Genomic DNA, 18,048 nt, shown 5'->3' with positions numbered 1-18,048 from the left:
CGCCGGAACGTCGAACCGGGGCGCTCCGACCGTGCCGCGGAGGGGGCCGGGCAGTCGCCCAACAGTCCCCGAGCGGCCCCCGGACGGGCTCGTCCGGGGGCGTCCGGGGCTGTCCCCGGCCTGCCGGTACGACGCGGGGACACCCGATGCGGTCTCGGGCGGGGGCCACCGCCTAAGCTGGAAGCTGCCACGAAGACCTCACGGAACGGGACCCGATGAACGCGACGACCGACGACTCCACCCGCGCAGCCCTCCCCCGGATCTCCCGGCGGATCGGCTCGATCGCGGAGTCCGCAACGCTGGCCGTGGATGCGAAGGCGAAGGCCCTCAAGGCTGCGGGCCGGCCCGTCATCGGTTTCGGTGCCGGCGAACCGGACTTCCCGACGCCGGACTACATCGTCGAAGCCGCGATCGCTGCCGCCCGCCAGCCCCGATTCCACCGCTACTCCCCTGCCGGCGGCCTTCCCGAGCTCAAGCAGGCCATTGCGGAGAAGACGCTGCGCGATTCCGGCTACGCCGTCGATCCCGCCTCCGTGCTCGTGACCAACGGCGGCAAGCAGGCCGTCTACGAGTCCTTCGCCACCCTCCTCGACCCCGGGGACGAGGTCCTCGTCCCCACGCCGTTCTGGACCACCTATCCGGAGGCCATCCGGCTCGCGGGCGGCGTTCCGGTCGAGGTGTTCGCCGGGCCCGAGCAGGGCTACCTCGTGACCGTGGACCAGCTCGAGGCGGCGCTGACACCGCGCACGAAGGTGCTGCTGTTCGTCTCGCCGTCGAACCCCACCGGAGCGGTGTACGGCGCCGATGCCGTCCGCGAGATCGGCGAGTGGGCTGCCGCCCGTGGGCTGTGGGTCGTGACGGACGAGATCTACGAGCACCTGACGTACGACGGCGTGCCCTTCACGTCGATCGCGACGGCAGCTCCCTCCCTCGGGGACAGGGTGGTCATCCTCAACGGCGTGGCCAAGACGTATGCGATGACCGGCTGGCGCGTGGGCTGGATGGTCGGTCCGAAGGACCTCGTCAAGGCTGCGACGAACCTCCAGTCGCACGCGACGTCGAACGTGTCGAACGTGCCCCAGATGGCGGCCCTCGCCGCTGTCTCCGGGCCGCTGACGGCGGTCGACGAGATGAAGGTGGCCTTCGACCGACGCCGCCGTGCCATGGTGGCGGCGCTGAACGAGATCGAGGGCGTCGAATGCCCCACCCCGCACGGCGCCTTCTACGCCTACGCGGACGTGCGGCCGCTGCTCGGCCGGAGCTTCGACGGCGTCACCCCCGCCACGTCCGCCGAACTCGCCGCGCTGATCCTGGAGAAGGTCGAAGTCGCCGTCGTGCCCGGTGAGGCCTTCGGACCGAGCGGCTACCTGCGCCTGTCCTATGCGCTCGGCGACGAGGACCTCGCGACGGGTGTGGGACGCCTGCAGGAGTTCCTCGGTTCCGCCCGGTAGGCAGCCGGCACCTCCTCAGAGCAGCTTGCGCTCCGTCGCCCAGCGCGTGAGTTCGTGCCGCGAGGACAGCTGCAGCTTCCGGAGCACGGCCGACACGTGCGTCTCGACGGTCTTCACGGAGATGAAGAGTTCCTTCGCCGTCTCCTTGTAGCTGTAGCCGCGCGCGATGAGCCGCATGACTTCGAGTTCGCGTGCCGAGAGGCGGTCGAGTTCGTCGTCGACGGCCACCGACGCGGTCCCGAACGCGTCCAGGACGAAACCGGCGAGCCGTGGGGAGAAGACGGCGTCCCCGGAGGCGATACGCTGCACGGCGTCGGTGATCTCGGGGCCGGAGATGGTCTTGGTGACGTAGCCACGCGCGCCCGCACGGATGACCGCGACGACGTCCTCCGCCGAATCCGAGACGCTGAGGGCCAGGAAGCGCGACGTCGTGCCGAGGGCGCTGCAGCGGTGGATGACCTCCGCTCCCCCGCCGCCGCGGCCTCCGGGCAGGTGGACGTCGAGGAGGACGACATCGGGCGCTGTGGAACCGATCACCGCTTCCGCCTCCTCGACCGTCGCCGCCTCGCCGAGGACACGGATCACGGGCCCCAGCGCGGCGCGGAGGCCCGAGCGGAAGATCCCATGATCGTCGACGATGACCACGGACACCGTTCCCGGTGCTGCCGCGTCCGCAGGTAGGTTCTCGCTGTCCACGTGCTCCCTCTTCCTCGCCGTTTCCCGGCCGTTGTTCCCTCTGTCGCGCCTCTGTCGTTCCCGGCCGTGCCCCTGCCGTGCCCCGCGGTGGCCTACGCGGCGCTTCCGGCCTGCCGTGGCAGCCGGAGCCGTACCTCGGTGCCGTCCCCGTCGCTGCGCAGCTCGGAGGATCCACCATGGCGGAGCATCCTGCTGGTGATGGATTCCCGGATCCCGAGGCGGTCCGCCGGGACCGCTGCCGGGTCGAAGCCGCTGCCCCTGTCCCGAACGAACACCTCCACGGAGTCCGGGCCCGCCTCGAGGTAGACGGAGACGGCGCCTCCCGCGTGCTTCGCCGCGTTCAGCATCGCTTCCCTCGCTGCCTGCGCCAGGGCGTCCTCGCCCGCCCCCAGCACTGCATCGCCGACGGCGACGACCGTGACGGGATGCCCGTAGCGGTCCTCGATCTCGCCCGCCATCCCGCGGAGGCGTTCGGCGAGGCTGCCGGGGTCCCTCGCCGGATCGGCGAACAGCCACTGGCGCAGTTCCCGCTCCTGCGCACGCGCCAGGCGCAGCACGTCCGTCTCGGAGTCCGCGCGGTTCTGGATGAGCGCGAGGGTCTGCAGGACGGAGTCGTGCAGGTGGGCCGCGATCTCGGCACGCTCCGTCTCCCGCACACGGGCTGCCCGCTCCGTCTCCAGATCGCGCCAGAACTTGAGGCCCCACGGCGCGAGGACCAGGACGACGCCGGCGAGGACGGCGAGCACCGCGACGAGGGTGGCCATGGTCAGAGTCCACGAGCCGCTGCTGGACAGGGCGACGAGTACGCCGGCGATGACGAGCACGATGCCCGCGAGCAGGCGCAGCACCCCGCCCGCCCGTCCGGCCCCCGCACGGTTCATGACCCTGGCCCTGCGCACGGCGTCGAGCTGGGACCATGCGAGGGCGGCGCCGGTCGCCACGACGGCGATCGGGACGAGGAAGCCCCAGTTCACCGGCAGCCCGAGCAACTGCACCACGATCACGGCCGCCGCGACCAGCAGCACCGTACCGAACAGGACCTCCCGCCGCCCGGCGCGCAGCGTCCGCTCGCGCCATGACTCGGGATCGAACGGGCCTGCCGCCGGACGGGATGCGGCTGCGCCGGCCTGCGCGTCCGACCGAGTCTTCCCGTTCTTCGCGCCGACGTCCTGCATGAAGGCGGCCGGGCCTGTCGGCCGTCCGTGCTCCGCGGCCTTGTCCGCCGCCGTCGGGACGAAGATCCAGAGCCAGGCGTACAGGAAGACCCCGGCGCCGGACGCCAGGGTCAGCACGGCCATGCCGATGCGGACCCAGGAGCGCTTGACCCCGAGGTGCACGGCGAGCCCGGCACAGACGCCGGCGATCACGCCGTCGGATCTGCGCAGCAGCGGGGGTCTCATACCCCCATCCAAGCACGACGGCGGGCGCTCGGGGCCGTTCCCCGATGCCAATCAGGGTGTAATCAGGGTCCGCTCAGGGTAGGCCCCGATAGTCGCACCCGGCCGCCACCAGAAGGATAGGAGCATGACTTCAGCACCCTCACCAGGCGGGCCGTCCTGGCAGCACGAACCGGCCGCATCCCATCAGGCGGAACCTCCCGCCTCGTCCTCGTTCTTCCGCTGGATCCGGGGTCTCGACATCACCCGGACGCCCGACCGCTGGGTGGGAGGTGTCGCAGGTGGCGTCGCCCGCCGCACGGGCCTCGATCTGGCCCTCGTCCGCGGCCTGATCGTGGTCCTCGCGGTCTTCGGCGGTATCGGCGTCCTGCTGTACGGGCTCGCCTGGGCACTGTTGCCGGAACCCGATGGGCGCATCCATGTGGAGCAGGCCGGACGGGGCTCCTGGACCTCCGGGCTGACGGGAGCCGCCGTGCTCGTGGCGATCGGCCTGTGGCGCCCGGACGTCTCCGCGCATGACGGCGGTGCCGGTGGCCTGCTGTGGACGCTGTTCTGGATCGGGGCCGTCGTCCTCTTCGTCTACTGGATCGTCAATCGCTCCGGCAGGGGCGGCTCCCGTCCCGGCAGCCCGTACCCGGGCCCCACCGGCGGTGGACCCGGCCAGCCGCAGCCCTTCGGCCCGATGCCCTACGGGCCGGCGGAATCCCCGGTGACACCGGCGCCCGGCTCCTCCAGCGGCCCGTCCGGGCCCGGTGACGGACAGTCAGGAGCAACCGGCGCGTCCGCCTTCTCCGGGAAGCATGCAACCGGATCCGACCCCGGAGACGTGGACGGCGATCCCGCCCCGGGCTCCCCCGAGGCGCCTGCGAAGCACTCTCCGGAACCCTTCCAGCAGTCCTCTTCGGAGAATGACACCGAGTCCTACCCGCGGCCCTACACGCAGACCTACCCGCTGCCCTACCAGCCGGCGCCCTGGGCCGCGGGGTCCGGCTATCCGGAGGCCGACGCCGCGTGGTCCAAGGGCCCGGGGGGACCGGAGAACCTCCCGCCAGCCATCCGGAACCACCGAGCCGACCGCATCCGGCCCTCCGGATCGGTGACGGCCCTCCTTCTCGGCGGGGCGACCATCACAGCGGCGGTCCTCCTCGTGCTGGACTACACGCGCATCCTCGACGTCGCCAACGCCGCCGCGGTGGCGCTCGCGGCAGCCGCCATCGTGCTCGCGCTCGGCATCGTCGGACTGGGCGTGCGGGGACGGAGCTCGGGCCTCGTGGGCGTCACAGCTGCGCTCGCAACCATCGGCGCGCTCATCGCGTCCCTCACCGTCGTCGGTGGCTCCTGGGTCGTCGCGCAGGAGACGACGACCACGCCGGCATCACTCCAGGCGGCGTCCGACGGCTACAGCGTCATGGCAGCGCAGGCCACGATCGACCTCGCCGGCCTGCCCTCACCCGCACAGGACGTCGTGGTCCCGGTGAACTCCCTCGCCAGTGACGTCACCGTCATCGTTCCGGAGGACGTGCCCGTCGAGGTACGCACCCGGATGGCCCTCGCCAATGCGGACGCCCTGGGAACGACGGCGGACCCGGACACCCTGTCGCCCGCTTTCCGGGGCGACGGAGGCGTCCTCCAGTTGGGCCGGGGCCAGCTGAACCCCGACGCGACAGGAGCCGCCCTGATCCTCGATGTGAGGGGCGCCCTGAGCAACCTCACCATCCTCACCGCAACCGGTACCGGTATTGATACCGGTACCGGAATCGATGGCACCTTCCCGCCGCAGAGCACCGGCACCACCCGTACAGGAGACACACCATGAGCACCTCGATCACCGGACCGCAACGCCGTCCACGCGTCGTCACCATCGTGTGGGGGGCTGTGATCCTCGCGGTCGCAGGCCTGGTCCTGCTCGGCCAGTTCGTCACACTCGACATCGACCCCGTGGTGGTGGCGCTCGGCCTGCTCATCGGCGTCGGACTGTCGCTCGTCGCCGGGGGCATCCTGTCCCTGCGGACCCGCACGACCACCGACAGCCAGGACGACGACGCGGTCCACGCTCCGGAATACTGAGCGGATACCGGCCATGTCAGAACCATCCGCTTCTCCCTATCCTTCCCCTATCCCTTCCAGATCCCTTCCCTCGTTCCAACCTCCGTCCCGATCGAAAGGCACTCCGATGCAATCCCTCTACAGCTTCCTCCGCTCCTCCCCCATCAAGCGGGCTCCCGGCGGCATCTTCGGCGGCATCGCGTCCGGCATCGCCCGGCAGTACGGCTGGCGCGTGAGCTACGTCCGCATCGCCATGCTGCTCAGCTTCCTCCTCCCCTTCATCGGCCTCCCGCTCTACCTGGTCCTCTGGCTCCTGCTGCCCAAGACCGACGGCAGCATCGCCCTGGAGCAGCTCCTCAGGCACCGTTAGGGACCGCACCGAACGAACACAAGGGGCATCCGGGGACCAGTTCACTCCCGCGGATGCCCCTTCCTCTTGCGTCCAGGACCACCGTGTACCTGCAAGGATGGATGCCGTGCCGAAGACCTCCACCACCCGCAGCTTCCCCCGCCTGCTCATCGCGTCCTGCGCGTTCCTCTTCATCTCCGGTTACTTCGTGGTGCGGTTCCCGGACGTGGAAGGCGCGAGCTATGCGTCCTACGGCTTCAACCTGCTGATCGCCCTGCCGGCGTTCATCGCCCTGGTACGGCAGTTCGGCGCCGCGCGCGGCGCGGCAGCACTGGTGGCGGTCTCCGTCTTCGGCTACCTGATCGAAGGCTTCGGCGTCGCGACGGGCGTGCCCTACGGCGATTTCCACTACGGGGATCCGCTGGGTCCCACGATCCTCGGCCTCGTGCCGTACCTGCTGCCGCTCTCCTACGTCCCGCTGGTGATCGGCGCGGTGGCCGCCGTGTCGGGCACCGGAACGGCCCTGCGCAGGATCGTCCTCGGTGGACTACTGCTGGTCGTCATCGACGGCGTCCTGGATCCGGGAGCCGTAGCCCTCGGCTTCTGGATCTGGGAGGGCGGCGGCCCCTACTACGGGGTCCCGCTCTCGAACTACGGCGGATGGCTGCTTTCGGGGCTTATCGCCTCGGCGCTCGTCACGGGGATCGGGGGGCGTCGCCTCACCGACCGGGTGCTGCGACCGGGCCTGCTCGACAGCCTGCTCGTCTCGATGTTCCTGTGGCTGGGTGTCTGCATCTTCTCGGGGCTCGTCTTCCCCGCCGTGCTCGCCGCCGGCCTGATCGTCCTGCTGGTGCGACGACGCCTGCAGCTCGCGCGTGCGGTCGACCCCGTGCCTGCCGGCACGACAGGACTCGCAGCGCCGCGCCACTGAGCAGGCGCCACTGAGCAGGCGCCTCGGCCCCGGAACGGCCGCCCCTCCTCCAGGGACGGGGTGGCTCCCCCGTTGCCGACAGGAGGCGCGGAACCGATCAGAGGTGCTCGAGGAGGCCGGCCATCTGATCGATCTCGGCCTGCTGCGTCTCGGCGATGGTCTCCGCCAGCCGGAGAGCTTCCGGGTCCTGGCCGTTGTCGATCTCGTCTTGCGCCATGCCGATCGCACCCTCGTGGTGGGCGGTCATCGACTCGAGGAAGAGGCGCGATGCTTCATCGCCCTCGGCGGCGTCGAGTTCGGACATCTGGTCCTCGCTCATCATGCCGTCCATCGATCCGGAAGCAGAGTCCGAGCCGGAGTCCGAGCCCATGTCGTGGCCTTCCATGCTCCCTCCGGCTTCGAGGGGTTCACCCCACGCTTCGAGCCAGCCGGTCATGGTCCCGATTTCCGGCCCCTGGGCGTCCCTGATCGCGGTCGCGAGGTCCAGGACCTCCGTGCTGATGCCGTCCTTCGACAGCATCATGTCGCTCATCTCGACGGCCTGCCGGTGGTGCGGGATCATCATCTGCGCGAACATCACGTCCGCGTCGTTGTGCTCCTCCGGCGGAGCGTCCGCGCCGGAGGTCGCAGCATCCGCGCCGGAGGTGGCAGCGTCCGCGCCGGAGGTCGGAGCGGAGGCGCCGGAGGTGTGGCCGGTGTGGGTATCGCCGCTGCCCGGGGAGCCGCAGGCGGCGAGGGCGAGGGCCGTGACGAGGGTCAGTGCTGACAGGGGAAAGGAGCGCTTCATAAGGTTCGGATCCTTAGGTACGGGGAAGCAAGGGCCGGCAAGGGACGGGCGCCGTCGCCGGAGCGTCTCACCGGCGATCAGGTCCCACCGGTCAGGCGGGAGACCCCAGGCGGGCCAGCAGCTTCTGGGTGGACATCATCGCCCCGCCGAGCACTGCCGGCAGGCCACCCCCGGGGTGGACCGACGCGCCGACGCGCCAGAGCCACGGCCGCAGCGGATCCGAGTAGCCCGGGACGTGGAGGGGCCCGCTCCGCCAGGTCGGATGGACGGCTCCGTAGAGTGCACCGCCTGCGGAACCGTGCTCGCCGAAGTAGCCCGGATCCAGGATCTCGTAGGCCTCGAAGTACTGCTCGACGGGCAGGGGCAGCCCCAGGACGCGCGTCGTCCGGTTCAGCTCGCGGCGCACGAAGGGATCCTCGAGGGAGTAGCTCTTGCCGTTCGCCGGAGCGGTGAGCAGTAGCGCGAGGGTCGCCGACGCGTTCGGATAGACGCCGTGGGCGGGGTAGTAGTTGGCGAAGGCCATGGTCTGCTCCGGCTCGTCCCCGGCTTCGAGGCTGGCGTAGAGCGCCGCGGGGTCGTCGGGCAGGATCACGCCGTGGCGCGCGGTCCCCTCCGGGAGCGGTTCGGCGAGGACGGCGTAGATCCCGACGGCCGAGCAGGTGAGCTTCCTCGGGGTGCGGGGACGCCGGCCCGCCAGCAGGCCGGTGAGCCGGGAGGCATCGAGTCCGCTGACGACGGCGTCGGCCGGGTAGGTGCCGACGGCGGTCACCACCCGCCGTCGTCCGATGCGCTGCACCGGCTCTCCCGTGCGGATCTCCACGCCGGCCTCGACGGCCAACCGCTCCAGTGCCAGCACCAGTTCGTAGACGCCGCCCTCCGGGATCCAGACGCCGTCGTTCGCCATGATGGCGGGCATGCTCGCGTACAGGGCGGGCGTGCGGGTGGGACTGACGCCCGCGTTGAGGGTGTGGATCGCGATGACCTCGCGCAGTCCCTCGGGCAGCCAGGGCAGGCTGTCGAGATAGCTCCGCGTGGTGAGCCGGCGGCCGTACACTCCGGCCAGTCGAGCCAGCGCGGGATACGACGCCTGCTCCAGCGGTCCCGTGGTCAGCAGGCTCGAGACATCCCCACCGAGGATGCCGTGCTCGGCCGCGAAACGCTCCCATGCCCCGTGCCAGGGGTGCCCCTCCGGAACGGGCAGGGCGCACTCCTCCCCGCGGTAGTAGTAGGTGCCGACCTCCTGCAGCCGCTCCAGGCGGAGGTCGGCCACGTCCGCCGCGCTCGCGGAGCCGGACGGTGCGACGGCGTCGAGCCGTCGCAGGAGTTCCTCCCAGACACCCGGGAAGGTGAACAGGGACGGACCGGTGTCCATGCGCTGTCCCGCCACCTCAACGCGGCGGCTCTTCCCGCCCAGGTGCCCGGCGGCCTCGAGCAGGGTCACGCTGTGGCCCGCCCGGGCGAGGAGCGCGGCGGCGGTCAGCCCGCCGATCCCGCCCCCGACGACGACGACGCGGCTCACCGGTAGAGCCCCAGCGTCAGGGCGGCCACGAGCTGCACGCCGGCGACGGTCCCGGCCACGTAGGGGAAGGCGATGGAGTACCGGTACAGCCGGTGGCCCGTCTCGGGGCGCGGGTCGCGATACAGGCCCAGGAGCAGCCAGCCGGCGATGAGTGCGTTCACGACGGCCACCGGGATGTTGACGAGCGCGAAGCACACCGTCGCCGCAGCCCACCACGCACCGCTCCAGGCCACGACCCCGCGAGCGCCCAGCCGAACCGCCGTCGTCGTGATGCCCGCTCCCCTGTCCTCGTCGATGTCCTGGACGGCGTCGTAGGTGTGCTTGGCCGCGCTCCAGGCCATCAGGCCGATCGCGGCGGCCCAGACCGGCTCGTCGCCGAGCGCATAGGGCACGAAGACCAGGGGGAAGGCGTAGGCGGCGTTGCTGATCGAATCGAGGTAGGGCCGGGCCTTGAAGCGCAGTGGTGGCGTGGAGTAGAAGACGAAGACGAGCGCGTACAGCGCGATCCAGGCGAGCGCCGCCGGGGTCAGCGTCACCACGAACCAGACGAGGAACGGCACGTTGGTGACGAGGACCCAGAGCCAGATGGCCCGGACCTCGGAGGCGCGGATCCGGGCGCCCTCGAGCGATCCCTTGCGCGGGTTGAGTGCGTCGGTGTCCTGGTCGAAGATGTCGTTCACGCCGTAGATGAGCAGGTTGAACGGCAGCGTGAGCCAGACCAGGAGGGCGAGGACTCCCGCGTCCCAGAAGGTGCCCGTGAGCCACATGCCGACGACGCCGGTGCCCAGGGTGTTGATCCAGAGGACCGGCCGGGAGATATGGACCATGCGCAGCGCCGCTGGCGCGAAACCTGCCTGGGGCACTGCTGCGTCCTCCTCGGACCGGCGGGGGCGCAACGGACGGGTCTGGGCCGCTCGTGCGCCGGGTGCCCCCAGCCTACGTGGTTCCGGGACGGGCGCGGCGCAGGGAGGGGTGCGGGCCGGAGGCCGATGTGACGCAGTCGGGTGGGCTTCCGCGGTGTGTCTAGAATCATAGCTGGGCCCGACGGCGTGCTCCCCCAGGATCATCCACCCCCCTCGTCGAAGGAACCCCAGCCACATGAAGATCGGAATCCTCACCAGCGGCGGCGACTGCCCCGGGCTGAATGCCGTCATCCGCGGCGCGGTGCTCAAGGGCATCAAGGTGCACGAGCAGGAGTTCGTCGGATTCCGTGATGGCTGGCGTGGCGTCGTCGAGGGCGACATCATCGACCTTCCCCGCCACGCAGTGCGCGGCATCTCCAAGCAGGGCGGCACGATCCTCGGCACCTCGCGCACCAATCCCTTCGAGGGCAAGGGCGGAGCGGAGGCCATCAAGGAGAACATGGCGCGCCTCGGCATCGACGCGATGATCGCGATCGGCGGTGAAGGCACCCTCGCCGCGGCGAAGCGGCTCACGGACCTCGGCCTGAAGATCGTCGGAGTCCCCAAAACGGTCGACAACGACCTCGACGCCACCGATTACACCTTCGGTTTCGACACGGCTGTCCAGATCGCGACCGAGGCGATCGACCGGCTCCGCACCACCGGCGAATCGCACAGTCGCTGCATGATCGCGGAGGTCATGGGCCGGCACGTGGGCTGGATCGCCCTGCACGCCGGCATGGCCTCGGGCGCCCACGCCATCCTGATCCCCGAGCAGCAGACCAGCATCGAGCAGATCGCCGAGTGGGTCGCGACCGCGAACGCCCGAGGACGCGCGCCCCTCGTCGTCGTCGCCGAGGGCTTCGTGCCCTCCCACATGGAGCAGGCGCACTCCGAGCGTGGTCTGGACACGTTCGGCCGCCCCCGTCTGGGTGGCATCGCCGACCAGCTCGCACCGGAGCTGGAAGCACGCACGGGTATCGAGACCCGCGCGACCATCCTCGGCCACATCCAGCGCGGCGGCGTCCCGACGTCGTTCGACCGCGTGCTCGCCACCCGCCTCGGGATGGCCGCCGTCGACTCCGTGAAGGACGAACTGTGGGGCACCATGGTCTCGCTCCACGGCACCGAGATCGCGCATGTCGGCTTCGAGGCGGCGCTCGGCAACCTCAAGCGGGTTCCGCAGCACCGCTACGACGAAGCCGCGATCCTGTTCGGCTGAGGTCCCCGTGGAACTCGACCCCGGGACGGTCTCGATCATCCAGCTCGCCTGGTCGCGTCTGCTGGGGCTCGACGACGACGCCCTCGCCGACGGCGGCGAGGGCCGCCTGTACAGCATCGACGACGACGCCCCGGTGCTGACCTTCGTGACGCTGTTCGGCCGGGAGGTCCTTCGGGGCCCGGGGTGGGCCGTCGACGCGGGGAGGCACCTACCGGCCCTGGAACTGCGCAGCTCCTCGACCCTGCTCACGCTCAGCCGCGACCACGGCGGGCGCGGCCTCGGCGAGGCGCAGCTCTACTTCTGCGATGCCCTGCCCGAGTTCGAGGGCCCGTCGGCCGTCGTGTCCAGCGAGGCGGGCCTCGTCCGGGCGCTCGAGCGGCTGTGCCCGCCCGACGACGTCGCCGAGGCGGATCTCAGCGGCGTGGAGCACCCGTTCGTCCTCGTCGACGAGGGCGACCAGGAGACGGACGAACCGACTCCCCTGGCCGGCGCGGGCTACGACATCTGGGAGGGCATCCTGGCCCATCTCGCGGTCCTGACGCCGCCCGAGCATCGACGGAAGGGCCACGCCCAGCGCATCACTGCCGTGGCCGTCGAGGAGGCCATGGCCGCAGGACTGGTCCCGCAGTGGCGCGCGAGGACCGACAACACCGCATCCCAGCGGACCGCCCGCCGTGCGGGGTTCGCCTTCGCCGGGACGCAGACATCGGTGCTACTCGACAGCTGACCCGCGCCGGGGAAAAACCCGGCGCGGGTACTCGGGGTGCGGGTACTCGACGGACGGTGTCCGCGCGGCGCCGGGGACGCTGTGCAAGGGACGAACGCCGCAGTCCCCTGCTGCTGCCTTCCCCGACTTTTCCCCGGTGCGAACCCGTAGCCAATGCACCCCGAGGGGCGCATGCTTACCCTGTCGGGGCTTCGGGAGGAGAAGTCATGCATATCGCCTTGTGGATCGTGGCCGGTGCGCTAGCAGCCTTCTTCCTCGCTGCCGGCGTCGCGAAGACCTTCCAGCCCATCGACAAGCTCTCGTCCCGGCAGGGGATGACCTGGGTGAACGACAAGCCGGGCTACGCGCGCACTGCTGGTGTGTTCGAGATCCTGGGTGCTCTGGGGCTGATCCTCCCCGGGATCTTCCGGGTGGCCACGTTCCTGATCCCGGCAGCAGCAATCGGGCTGGCGCTGATCATGGCGCTGTCGATCGCGTTCCACCTCTCGCGGGGCGAAAAGGGATTCACCATCAACATCGTTGCTCTGCTGCTCGCGCTGTTCGTGGCCTGGGGACGCGCCACCGAGTGGGCCCTGTAGGCAGCGGTGGGTATAACTAGCCGAACAGCTCGACGAGCTCCGTCCGGCCGAACATCTCGGCAGCGGCACGGGCGGACGGGGTCCCCGCGTCGGGGTCCGCTCCGGCGTCGACGAGGAGCCGGACCACGTCCGTGTGCCCCTTGAAGACGGCGCCCGCCAGGGGCGTCTGCCCGCGGTCGTTGGCCTGGTCGGCATCGGCGCCGCGGTTCAGGAGGTCGCGCACGATGGCCGGGTGCCCGTTGTAGGCGGCGAGCATGAGCAGGCTGTCGCCGGCGGTGTTGGTGAGCGTGAACGGAACTCCTGCGTCGAGGTACCGCATCAGGAGCGCGCTGTCCCCTTGGCGGGCAGCATCGAACAGCGCGTGGGCCAGGGCAATCGCGGCCGCCGCCCCCGCGTCGTCGCCGGTTCCGCCCGGTCCTGCGTCGCCGTCCCTACCTGCGTCGGCATTCATGCCCGCACCGCCGTCCCTACCCGCATCGGTGTTCACTCCGGAGTCGGTGTTCGAGCCCGCACCGCCGTCGTTCCCGGCGCTCATCGCGGCCCCTTCAGGAATCCCGTAGCGCGCCCGACGACCTGCCCGGCGTCCGGTGCCACGATGACCTCCTGGCCTGCCGCGTACATCTCTTCGCCGTCCTGCACCAGGAGGTCGGCGGAGGCGTCGGCGGAGCGCTTGAGCACGGCGAGGGCGATCGGTCCCATCTCGTAGTGATGGCCGACCGACGTCACGCGGCCCACGGTGCGGCCCTCGCTGAGGACGGCGCTCCCTACGGCCGGGAGCGTGTGCTGGCTGCCGTCGAGGTGGAGGAAGGTCAGCCGGCGTGGCGGGTGACCGAGGTTGTGGACGCGGGCGATGGTCTCCTGCCCCTTGTAGCACCCCTTCGCGAGGTGTACGGCGGTGCGCAGGAGGTCGAGTTCGTGCGGGATCGTCTTCTCATCCGTCTCGAAGCCGTGTCGCGGCCGCCAGGCGGCGATGCGCAGGGCCTCGGCCGCGAGAGAACCGGCGAGGGCGAGCCCCGAGGACGTGACCGCCGCTTCCAGGCCGTCACGCGGCACGAGGTACTCGAACCAGGGCCGTTCCCGTCCCGGGTGTCCGGCGTCGTCGACCGTCGAGTAGGCATAGCCGCCCGACCCGGTGGAGGGCCACGGATCGTCCCAGACGAGGACGTCGTCGCCCAGTTCGGGCAGGGCCCGGGTCGCGCCGAGGACGGCCCATGCATCGGTGGCGTCCGTGACCTCGACGCGGAGCATGAACTTCATGCGCTCGAGCCAGGCGGCGAGCGGTGCTGCCTCGCTCCCTTCGGTGATGAGCCAGGCGACGGCGCCGTCGTCTACGACATGGACCGAGTGCTCGATGCGGCCCTGCACGGTGAGGAGCAGCGTCTCGGAGCTCTGTCCGGGCTGGAGGCCGAGGAGCAGCTGCGAGGACAGTGTGTTGAGCCAGCTGAGGCGATCGGGCCCGGAGACCGTCACGACGCCGCGGTGCGAGAGGTCGACGACGGCCTGACCGTCGGCGAGGAAGCGCTGTTCACGGAAGGGGTCGCCGTAGTGGGCGGCGACGCCGGTGTCCGGTCCGCCACCCTCGACGGCACCGGGACGGTTCAGGAGGGGGCTTGGGATCATGACGGTATAACGCCTTCCGGGCAGGACTATTCCTGCGTCAGCTGATGGGGTGCGGCGTGGCCGCACGGGGGTACGCGACCCCGCGGGGACGCGACGGCAGGGTGCTCCTCGGTCAGGAGGCTTTCTTCAGGATGGCGGAGGCGTGCGCCTCGAGCGAGTTGCCGTCCGCGGCGACGTCCCAGCGCCAGTACAGGTTGCCCTCGACGAGCCCGAACAGGCGCGTGGCGGCGGTGTACTCCTTGGAGTGCTGGCCGCGCATCACGAGGTCGGTGCTGAGCTGGATCTGCGGGCCCTTGATGCTCCCGTAGTAGAGCTCGGCGATACCGCCGGGGTGGACGATGGTGGCCGTGATGTCGAAGCCACCGGCGTCATTGCGGAACTGCTCGACCTCGTCGGCGGTCTTGAGGGCCGGGACGATGTCCGCGGGGCTCAGGCCGGGGCCGACGTCGGCGTCGTTCAGTTTGCGGTCGAGCGCCCAGAAGCCCGTCTCGACCGAGAGCGGGCGCAACTGCGAGCCCTGCTCGTCGATGAGCCACGATTCGGCGCTGTACTGCAGGTACGGGAGGCCGTTCTGCGAGAACACGACGCGCTGTGAGAAGCGCTCCGAGTCTGCCGTGCCCTCGCCGAGCATCCCGGTCCCCTCCCAGGTTCCGAGGAGCCACGACAGTGGGACGAGCTCGGGCGTCAGGTCGGTGGGCAGGTCAATCGACATGGGTACTCCGGGGTCAGTCGGCTACTTCTGGCCCTTGTACAGGCGCGTGATGACGAGGGCTGCGAAACCCGCCATGCCGAGACCGGCGACGACCAGCAGCGAGATGAAGAAGATTTCAAGAGCGAGGATGGACATGCTTCCATCCTAACGCCCGCTCCGGACAGCACGGGACGCTGGACCGCAGGGTGGCACCGGCGCCCTGATCCGTGCTCAGGACAGGAAGAGCTTGTCGAGGAAGTAGACCACGGAGCCGATCGCGAGCACCGGGGTGATGCCTGCCGCCACGGCCGCGAGAGGGTCCAGCGGCGCCTCGCGGCCGACCAGAAGCCGGCGCGTCCCGGCGATGACGGCCCCGCAGGCGAGTCCCACCACTGCCGCGGCGAGCTCGGGAACGTCGGTGAACAGCAGTGCGCCGAGGGGCCCGGCGAGCGCCGCGAGGGCGACGGCGGCGGGGGCCACGAGCCGGTCCGGGAGCGGCAGGAGGGAGACGGCGATCGCGACGAGGATGCTGACCCCGGTCACGAGCATCATGCCGGAATCGGCCGCGTTGGCGGCCAGGCGGTCCGCTGCAGCCCAGCCGGAGCCCATGCCGACGGCGATGACGCCCGCACTGGCACCGAGGGTGGACTCCAGGCGGTGGCTCTGGCCCGTCCCGCGCAGAAGCTGGATCATGAAGACCGCGCCGACACCGAGCGCCACGGACGCCGGGAACCAGGCCAGGAAGGCCGGCCCGGGCACGGTGGCCGTCAGGACCATGGCCAGCAGGGCGCTGAGCCCGATGGCCGCCGTCTGGCTCTTCCTGGCGGGGACGCGAAGGATGGCGGGCCACCCGATGGCGGCCAGGACGCAGGCCGCGCCGGCGGTGATGGCAGTGATCTGCAGGGAGGCGTACGAGGACGCGACGATGGCGCCTGCCGCCACGGCCGCGGCTCCGGCCGCAGTGGCCACGCTCGTCCTCTTCACTCCAGCAATACTGCCCTACCGGTACTTCGGACGGGAAAACCGGCCCGCGCCGATACGCCGCACGTGCGGCCGATCACACGGCTGCGGCTATACTTGTCGAAATCTCTACCGCCCTCGCCACCGGTTCCGGGAACGAGGGCACCGCTGCCCGATGATGCGCATACCCGATCCGTGGAGGACCCATGCCGCACATCCTGATGCTCACCAACACCACCGGCTCGTCGGTCGACATCCTGCCGGCCCTCGAACTGCTCAACCACAAGGTGCACATCCTCGCGGCGGAGCCCACGGCACTCCTCGAGACCGAACCCTGCGACGTCGTCCTGGTGGACGCGCGCAAGGACCTGGTCGGCGCCCGGTCCCTCACCCAGCTCCTCAAGGCCACCGGCCTGAGCGCGCCCCTGGTACTCGTCCTCACCGAGGGTGGCATGGCGGCGGTGGCGGCCAACTGGCTCGCGGACGACGTCGTCCTCGACTCGGCCGGCCCGGCGGAAGTGGAGGCGCGGCTGCGCCTCGTCATCGCGCGGTCGACGGCGGCGAGCGAGGAGACGAGCGCCGAGATCCACGCGTCCGGCGTGGTGATCGACGAGGCAAGCTACACGGCACGGGTCGGCGGCGAACCGCTGAACCTGACGTACAAGGAGTTCGAGCTCCTCAAGTACCTGGCGCAGCATCCGGGACGTGTCTTCACCCGGGACCAGCTCCTGCACGAGGTGTGGGGCTACGACTACTACGGCGGCACGCGCACCGTCGACGTCCACGTCCGGCGCCTCCGGGCGAAGCTGGGAGCGGACCATGAGCAGCTGATCGGGACGGTGCGGAACGTCGGGTACCGCTTCACGCTGACGCGCCTGCCGGAGGACCGCAGCCCGGTCAACCAGGACGCCTGACGCAACACCACGAGGACATACGCGAAAGCCCCCTCCACCTGCTGGTGAAGGGGGCTTTCGCGTATCCGGTCCTGATGGCCGGACCCTTGGTGGAGGACATACGGGTCGAACGTATCGCGGGCACCCCACTGGTGCATCCCCCTCGAGCAGTTACCGACACTACCCCACGCCGGCCGGTCGGCCAAACCGCAGGAAAGGAGCGGGGACTAGGCTGGGCGCATGACAGCCGCGCAGCACACCCCCACCTGGTCCGTCGACAGGGTCGAGGGTGCCCCTTCGCCCGCCGCCCTCGAGGAGATACACCGCCTCGCATCAGCCGCCACCGAGGCGGACGGGAACCCGCCCCTGTCCGAACAGACCCTGGTGACCCTCCGGGCGCAGGACGCCGGGGACCGGCTGCTGGTCGTCACGGCACGGACATCCGGACAGCAGGAGAGTGAACTGGCGGGCGTCGCCGTCATCACCCGCGGCGCCGAGGACGGCGCGGTGCTCGAACTCGTCGTCGCACCCGACGGACGCGGCGAGGGCGCAGGAACCGCGCTCATCGAGGCCGTCCTGGCCGAGGGCATCCCCGGCCTCCGGGGCTGGTCGCACGGGAACCACTCCGCTGCCGCCGACCTCGCCGCGCGATTCGGGTTCGAACCCGTGCGGGAGTTGTGGCGCATGCGCCTGACGCGTGCCGCCGTCGAGCAGTCCGTCCCCGCCCTGCAGCTTCCCGAGGGAGTGGCCCTGCGTGCGTTCGTCCGCGGCCAGGACGAGGACGCGTGGCTCGCGGCCAACGCGGCTGCGTTCGCCCACCACCCCGAGCAGGGCGCCACGACGCGCGCCGACCTCGAGGCACGGATGGACGAGGACTGGTTCGACGCCGACGGGTTCCTGCTGGCGGTGCGCGAGGAGGACGGCACCCTGCTCGGCTTCCACTGGACGAAGGTCCATCCCGCTGTCGGCGCGCACCCTCCCATGGGCGAGGTGTACGTGGTCGGCGTCACGCCGGAGGCCCAGGGCATGGGCCTCGGCAAGGCCCTCACCATCGCGGGCATCGAGTACCTCCACGGCAAGGGACTGCAGGCCATCATGCTGTACGTCGACGCCGACAACACCGCTGCCGTCGCCCTGTACCGGAAGCTCGGCTTCACCCGCTGGGACGTGGACGTCATGTACGCGGGCAAGGCGCAGCAACCCACCTTGTAAGGTTATTTTCGAGGCGCCCCCCGGCTGGTCCGAGCGGCGCGCTCGCTTACGCCCGCCCACGCCGCAG

Annotated in this window: 19 protein-coding genes; 10 read left to right on the top strand and 9 right to left on the bottom strand. The window is 70.8% G+C overall.

Going from position 1 to position 18,048, the window contains the following annotated elements; translation table 11 throughout:
* Positions 1-215 precede the first annotated feature (215 nt).
* The gene (locus P5G52_RS07475) at positions 216-1,451 is read left to right on the top strand and encodes a pyridoxal phosphate-dependent aminotransferase (RefSeq protein ID WP_301226128.1); all 1,236 of its coding nucleotides are present in this window, start codon (positions 216-218) and stop codon (positions 1,449-1,451) included.
* A gap of 15 nt (positions 1,452-1,466) precedes the next feature.
* Here P5G52_RS07475 and P5G52_RS07470 read toward each other — a convergent pair whose 3' ends face one another.
* Positions 1,467-2,147 carry a LuxR C-terminal-related transcriptional regulator gene (locus tag P5G52_RS07470; protein ID WP_301226127.1) on the bottom strand — a complete coding sequence of 227 codons (681 nt, stop codon included), beginning with the start codon at positions 2,145-2,147 and terminating at the stop codon, positions 1,467-1,469.
* A 92-nt stretch (positions 2,148-2,239) separates the two neighbouring features.
* Positions 2,240-3,547 (bottom strand): ATP-binding protein, encoded by a 1,308-nt coding sequence (locus tag P5G52_RS07465; protein ID WP_301226125.1) that lies wholly within the window; start codon positions 3,545-3,547, stop codon positions 2,240-2,242.
* A 124-nt stretch (positions 3,548-3,671) separates the two neighbouring features.
* On the opposite strand from P5G52_RS07465, the gene P5G52_RS07460 reads away from it, so the two are divergent.
* The 4 genes from P5G52_RS07460 to P5G52_RS07445 all read left to right on the top strand — a co-directional run bounded on the left by P5G52_RS07460 (position 3,672) and on the right by P5G52_RS07445 (position 6,870).
* Complete coding sequence (locus P5G52_RS07460) at positions 3,672-5,360, top strand: PspC domain-containing protein (protein WP_301226123.1); 1,689 nt, start codon at positions 3,672-3,674, stop codon at positions 5,358-5,360.
* The gene (locus tag P5G52_RS07455) at positions 5,357-5,611 is read left to right on the top strand and encodes a hypothetical protein (protein ID WP_301226121.1); all 255 of its coding nucleotides are present in this window, start codon (positions 5,357-5,359) and stop codon (positions 5,609-5,611) included. The genes P5G52_RS07460 and P5G52_RS07455 overlap by 4 nt, the downstream gene beginning before the upstream one ends.
* A 106-nt stretch (positions 5,612-5,717) precedes the next feature.
* Complete coding sequence (locus P5G52_RS07450) at positions 5,718-5,960, top strand: PspC domain-containing protein (RefSeq protein ID WP_301226119.1); 243 nt, start codon at positions 5,718-5,720, stop codon at positions 5,958-5,960.
* A 106-nt stretch (positions 5,961-6,066) separates the two neighbouring features.
* A complete protein-coding gene (locus tag P5G52_RS07445) occupies positions 6,067-6,870 on the top strand; it encodes a carotenoid biosynthesis protein (protein WP_301226117.1) in 804 nt (267 codons plus the stop codon).
* A 97-nt stretch (positions 6,871-6,967) separates the two neighbouring features.
* Here P5G52_RS07445 and P5G52_RS07440 read toward each other — a convergent pair whose 3' ends face one another.
* The 3 genes from P5G52_RS07440 to P5G52_RS07430 all read right to left on the bottom strand — a co-directional run bounded on the left by P5G52_RS07440 (position 6,968) and on the right by P5G52_RS07430 (position 10,039).
* Complete coding sequence (locus tag P5G52_RS07440; RefSeq protein ID WP_301226115.1) at positions 6,968-7,657, bottom strand: DUF305 domain-containing protein; 690 nt, start codon at positions 7,655-7,657, stop codon at positions 6,968-6,970.
* A 91-nt stretch (positions 7,658-7,748) separates the two neighbouring features.
* The gene (locus tag P5G52_RS07435) at positions 7,749-9,176 is read right to left on the bottom strand and encodes a phytoene desaturase family protein (protein ID WP_301226113.1); all 1,428 of its coding nucleotides are present in this window, start codon (positions 9,174-9,176) and stop codon (positions 7,749-7,751) included.
* On the bottom strand, positions 9,173-10,039 hold the full coding sequence (locus P5G52_RS07430; protein ID WP_301226111.1) for a UbiA family prenyltransferase: 867 nt from the start codon (positions 10,037-10,039) through the stop codon (positions 9,173-9,175). The genes P5G52_RS07435 and P5G52_RS07430 overlap by 4 nt, the downstream gene beginning before the upstream one ends.
* Positions 10,040-10,274: 235 nt before the next feature.
* Between P5G52_RS07430 and P5G52_RS07425 the strand changes: the two genes are divergently transcribed.
* The 3 genes from P5G52_RS07425 to P5G52_RS07415 all read left to right on the top strand — a co-directional run bounded on the left by P5G52_RS07425 (position 10,275) and on the right by P5G52_RS07415 (position 12,605).
* Entirely contained in the window at positions 10,275-11,300 is a 1,026-nt protein-coding gene (locus P5G52_RS07425) for a 6-phosphofructokinase (protein WP_087076953.1), read from the top strand.
* A gap of 7 nt (positions 11,301-11,307) precedes the next feature.
* Positions 11,308-12,027, top strand: coding sequence for a GNAT family N-acetyltransferase (locus tag P5G52_RS07420; protein WP_301226099.1), 720 nt, complete (start codon positions 11,308-11,310; stop codon positions 12,025-12,027).
* 206 nt (positions 12,028-12,233) lie between these two features.
* Complete coding sequence (locus P5G52_RS07415; protein ID WP_301226097.1) at positions 12,234-12,605, top strand: DoxX family protein; 372 nt, start codon at positions 12,234-12,236, stop codon at positions 12,603-12,605.
* 16 nt (positions 12,606-12,621) lie between these two features.
* On the opposite strand, the gene P5G52_RS07410 is transcribed toward P5G52_RS07415, so the two are convergent.
* The 4 genes from P5G52_RS07410 to P5G52_RS07395 all read right to left on the bottom strand — a co-directional run bounded on the left by P5G52_RS07410 (position 12,622) and on the right by P5G52_RS07395 (position 15,900).
* Positions 12,622-13,056 carry an ankyrin repeat domain-containing protein gene (locus tag P5G52_RS07410; protein WP_435868693.1) on the bottom strand — a complete coding sequence of 145 codons (435 nt, stop codon included), beginning with the start codon at positions 13,054-13,056 and terminating at the stop codon, positions 12,622-12,624.
* Between the two features lie 80 nt (positions 13,057-13,136).
* Complete coding sequence (gene ygfZ, locus P5G52_RS07405; RefSeq protein ID WP_301226095.1) at positions 13,137-14,225, bottom strand: CAF17-like 4Fe-4S cluster assembly/insertion protein YgfZ; 1,089 nt, start codon at positions 14,223-14,225, stop codon at positions 13,137-13,139.
* Between the two features lie 112 nt (positions 14,226-14,337).
* Positions 14,338-14,937 (bottom strand): heme-binding beta-barrel domain-containing protein, encoded by a 600-nt coding sequence (locus P5G52_RS07400; RefSeq protein WP_087076961.1) that lies wholly within the window; start codon positions 14,935-14,937, stop codon positions 14,338-14,340.
* A 210-nt stretch (positions 14,938-15,147) separates the two neighbouring features.
* A complete protein-coding gene (locus P5G52_RS07395; protein ID WP_301226092.1) occupies positions 15,148-15,900 on the bottom strand; it encodes a hypothetical protein in 753 nt (250 codons plus the stop codon).
* A gap of 182 nt (positions 15,901-16,082) precedes the next feature.
* Between P5G52_RS07395 and P5G52_RS07390 the strand changes: the two genes are divergently transcribed.
* Positions 16,083-16,790: a winged helix-turn-helix transcriptional regulator gene (locus tag P5G52_RS07390; RefSeq protein ID WP_301226090.1), complete on the top strand. Its 708-nt coding sequence runs from the start codon at positions 16,083-16,085 to the stop codon at positions 16,788-16,790.
* Positions 16,791-17,009: 219 nt separating this feature from the next.
* Positions 17,010-17,981 carry a mycothiol synthase gene (gene mshD / locus P5G52_RS07385; protein ID WP_301226089.1) on the top strand — a complete coding sequence of 324 codons (972 nt, stop codon included), beginning with the start codon at positions 17,010-17,012 and terminating at the stop codon, positions 17,979-17,981.
* Positions 17,982-18,048 lie beyond the last annotated feature (67 nt).

The organism is Arthrobacter burdickii (assembly GCF_030433645.1).
Lineage (GTDB): Bacteria > Actinomycetota > Actinomycetes > Actinomycetales > Micrococcaceae > Arthrobacter_D > Arthrobacter_D burdickii.
Note: the sequence above shows the minus strand (reverse complement) of the source record. Positions and strands in the feature narration are given on the sequence as shown.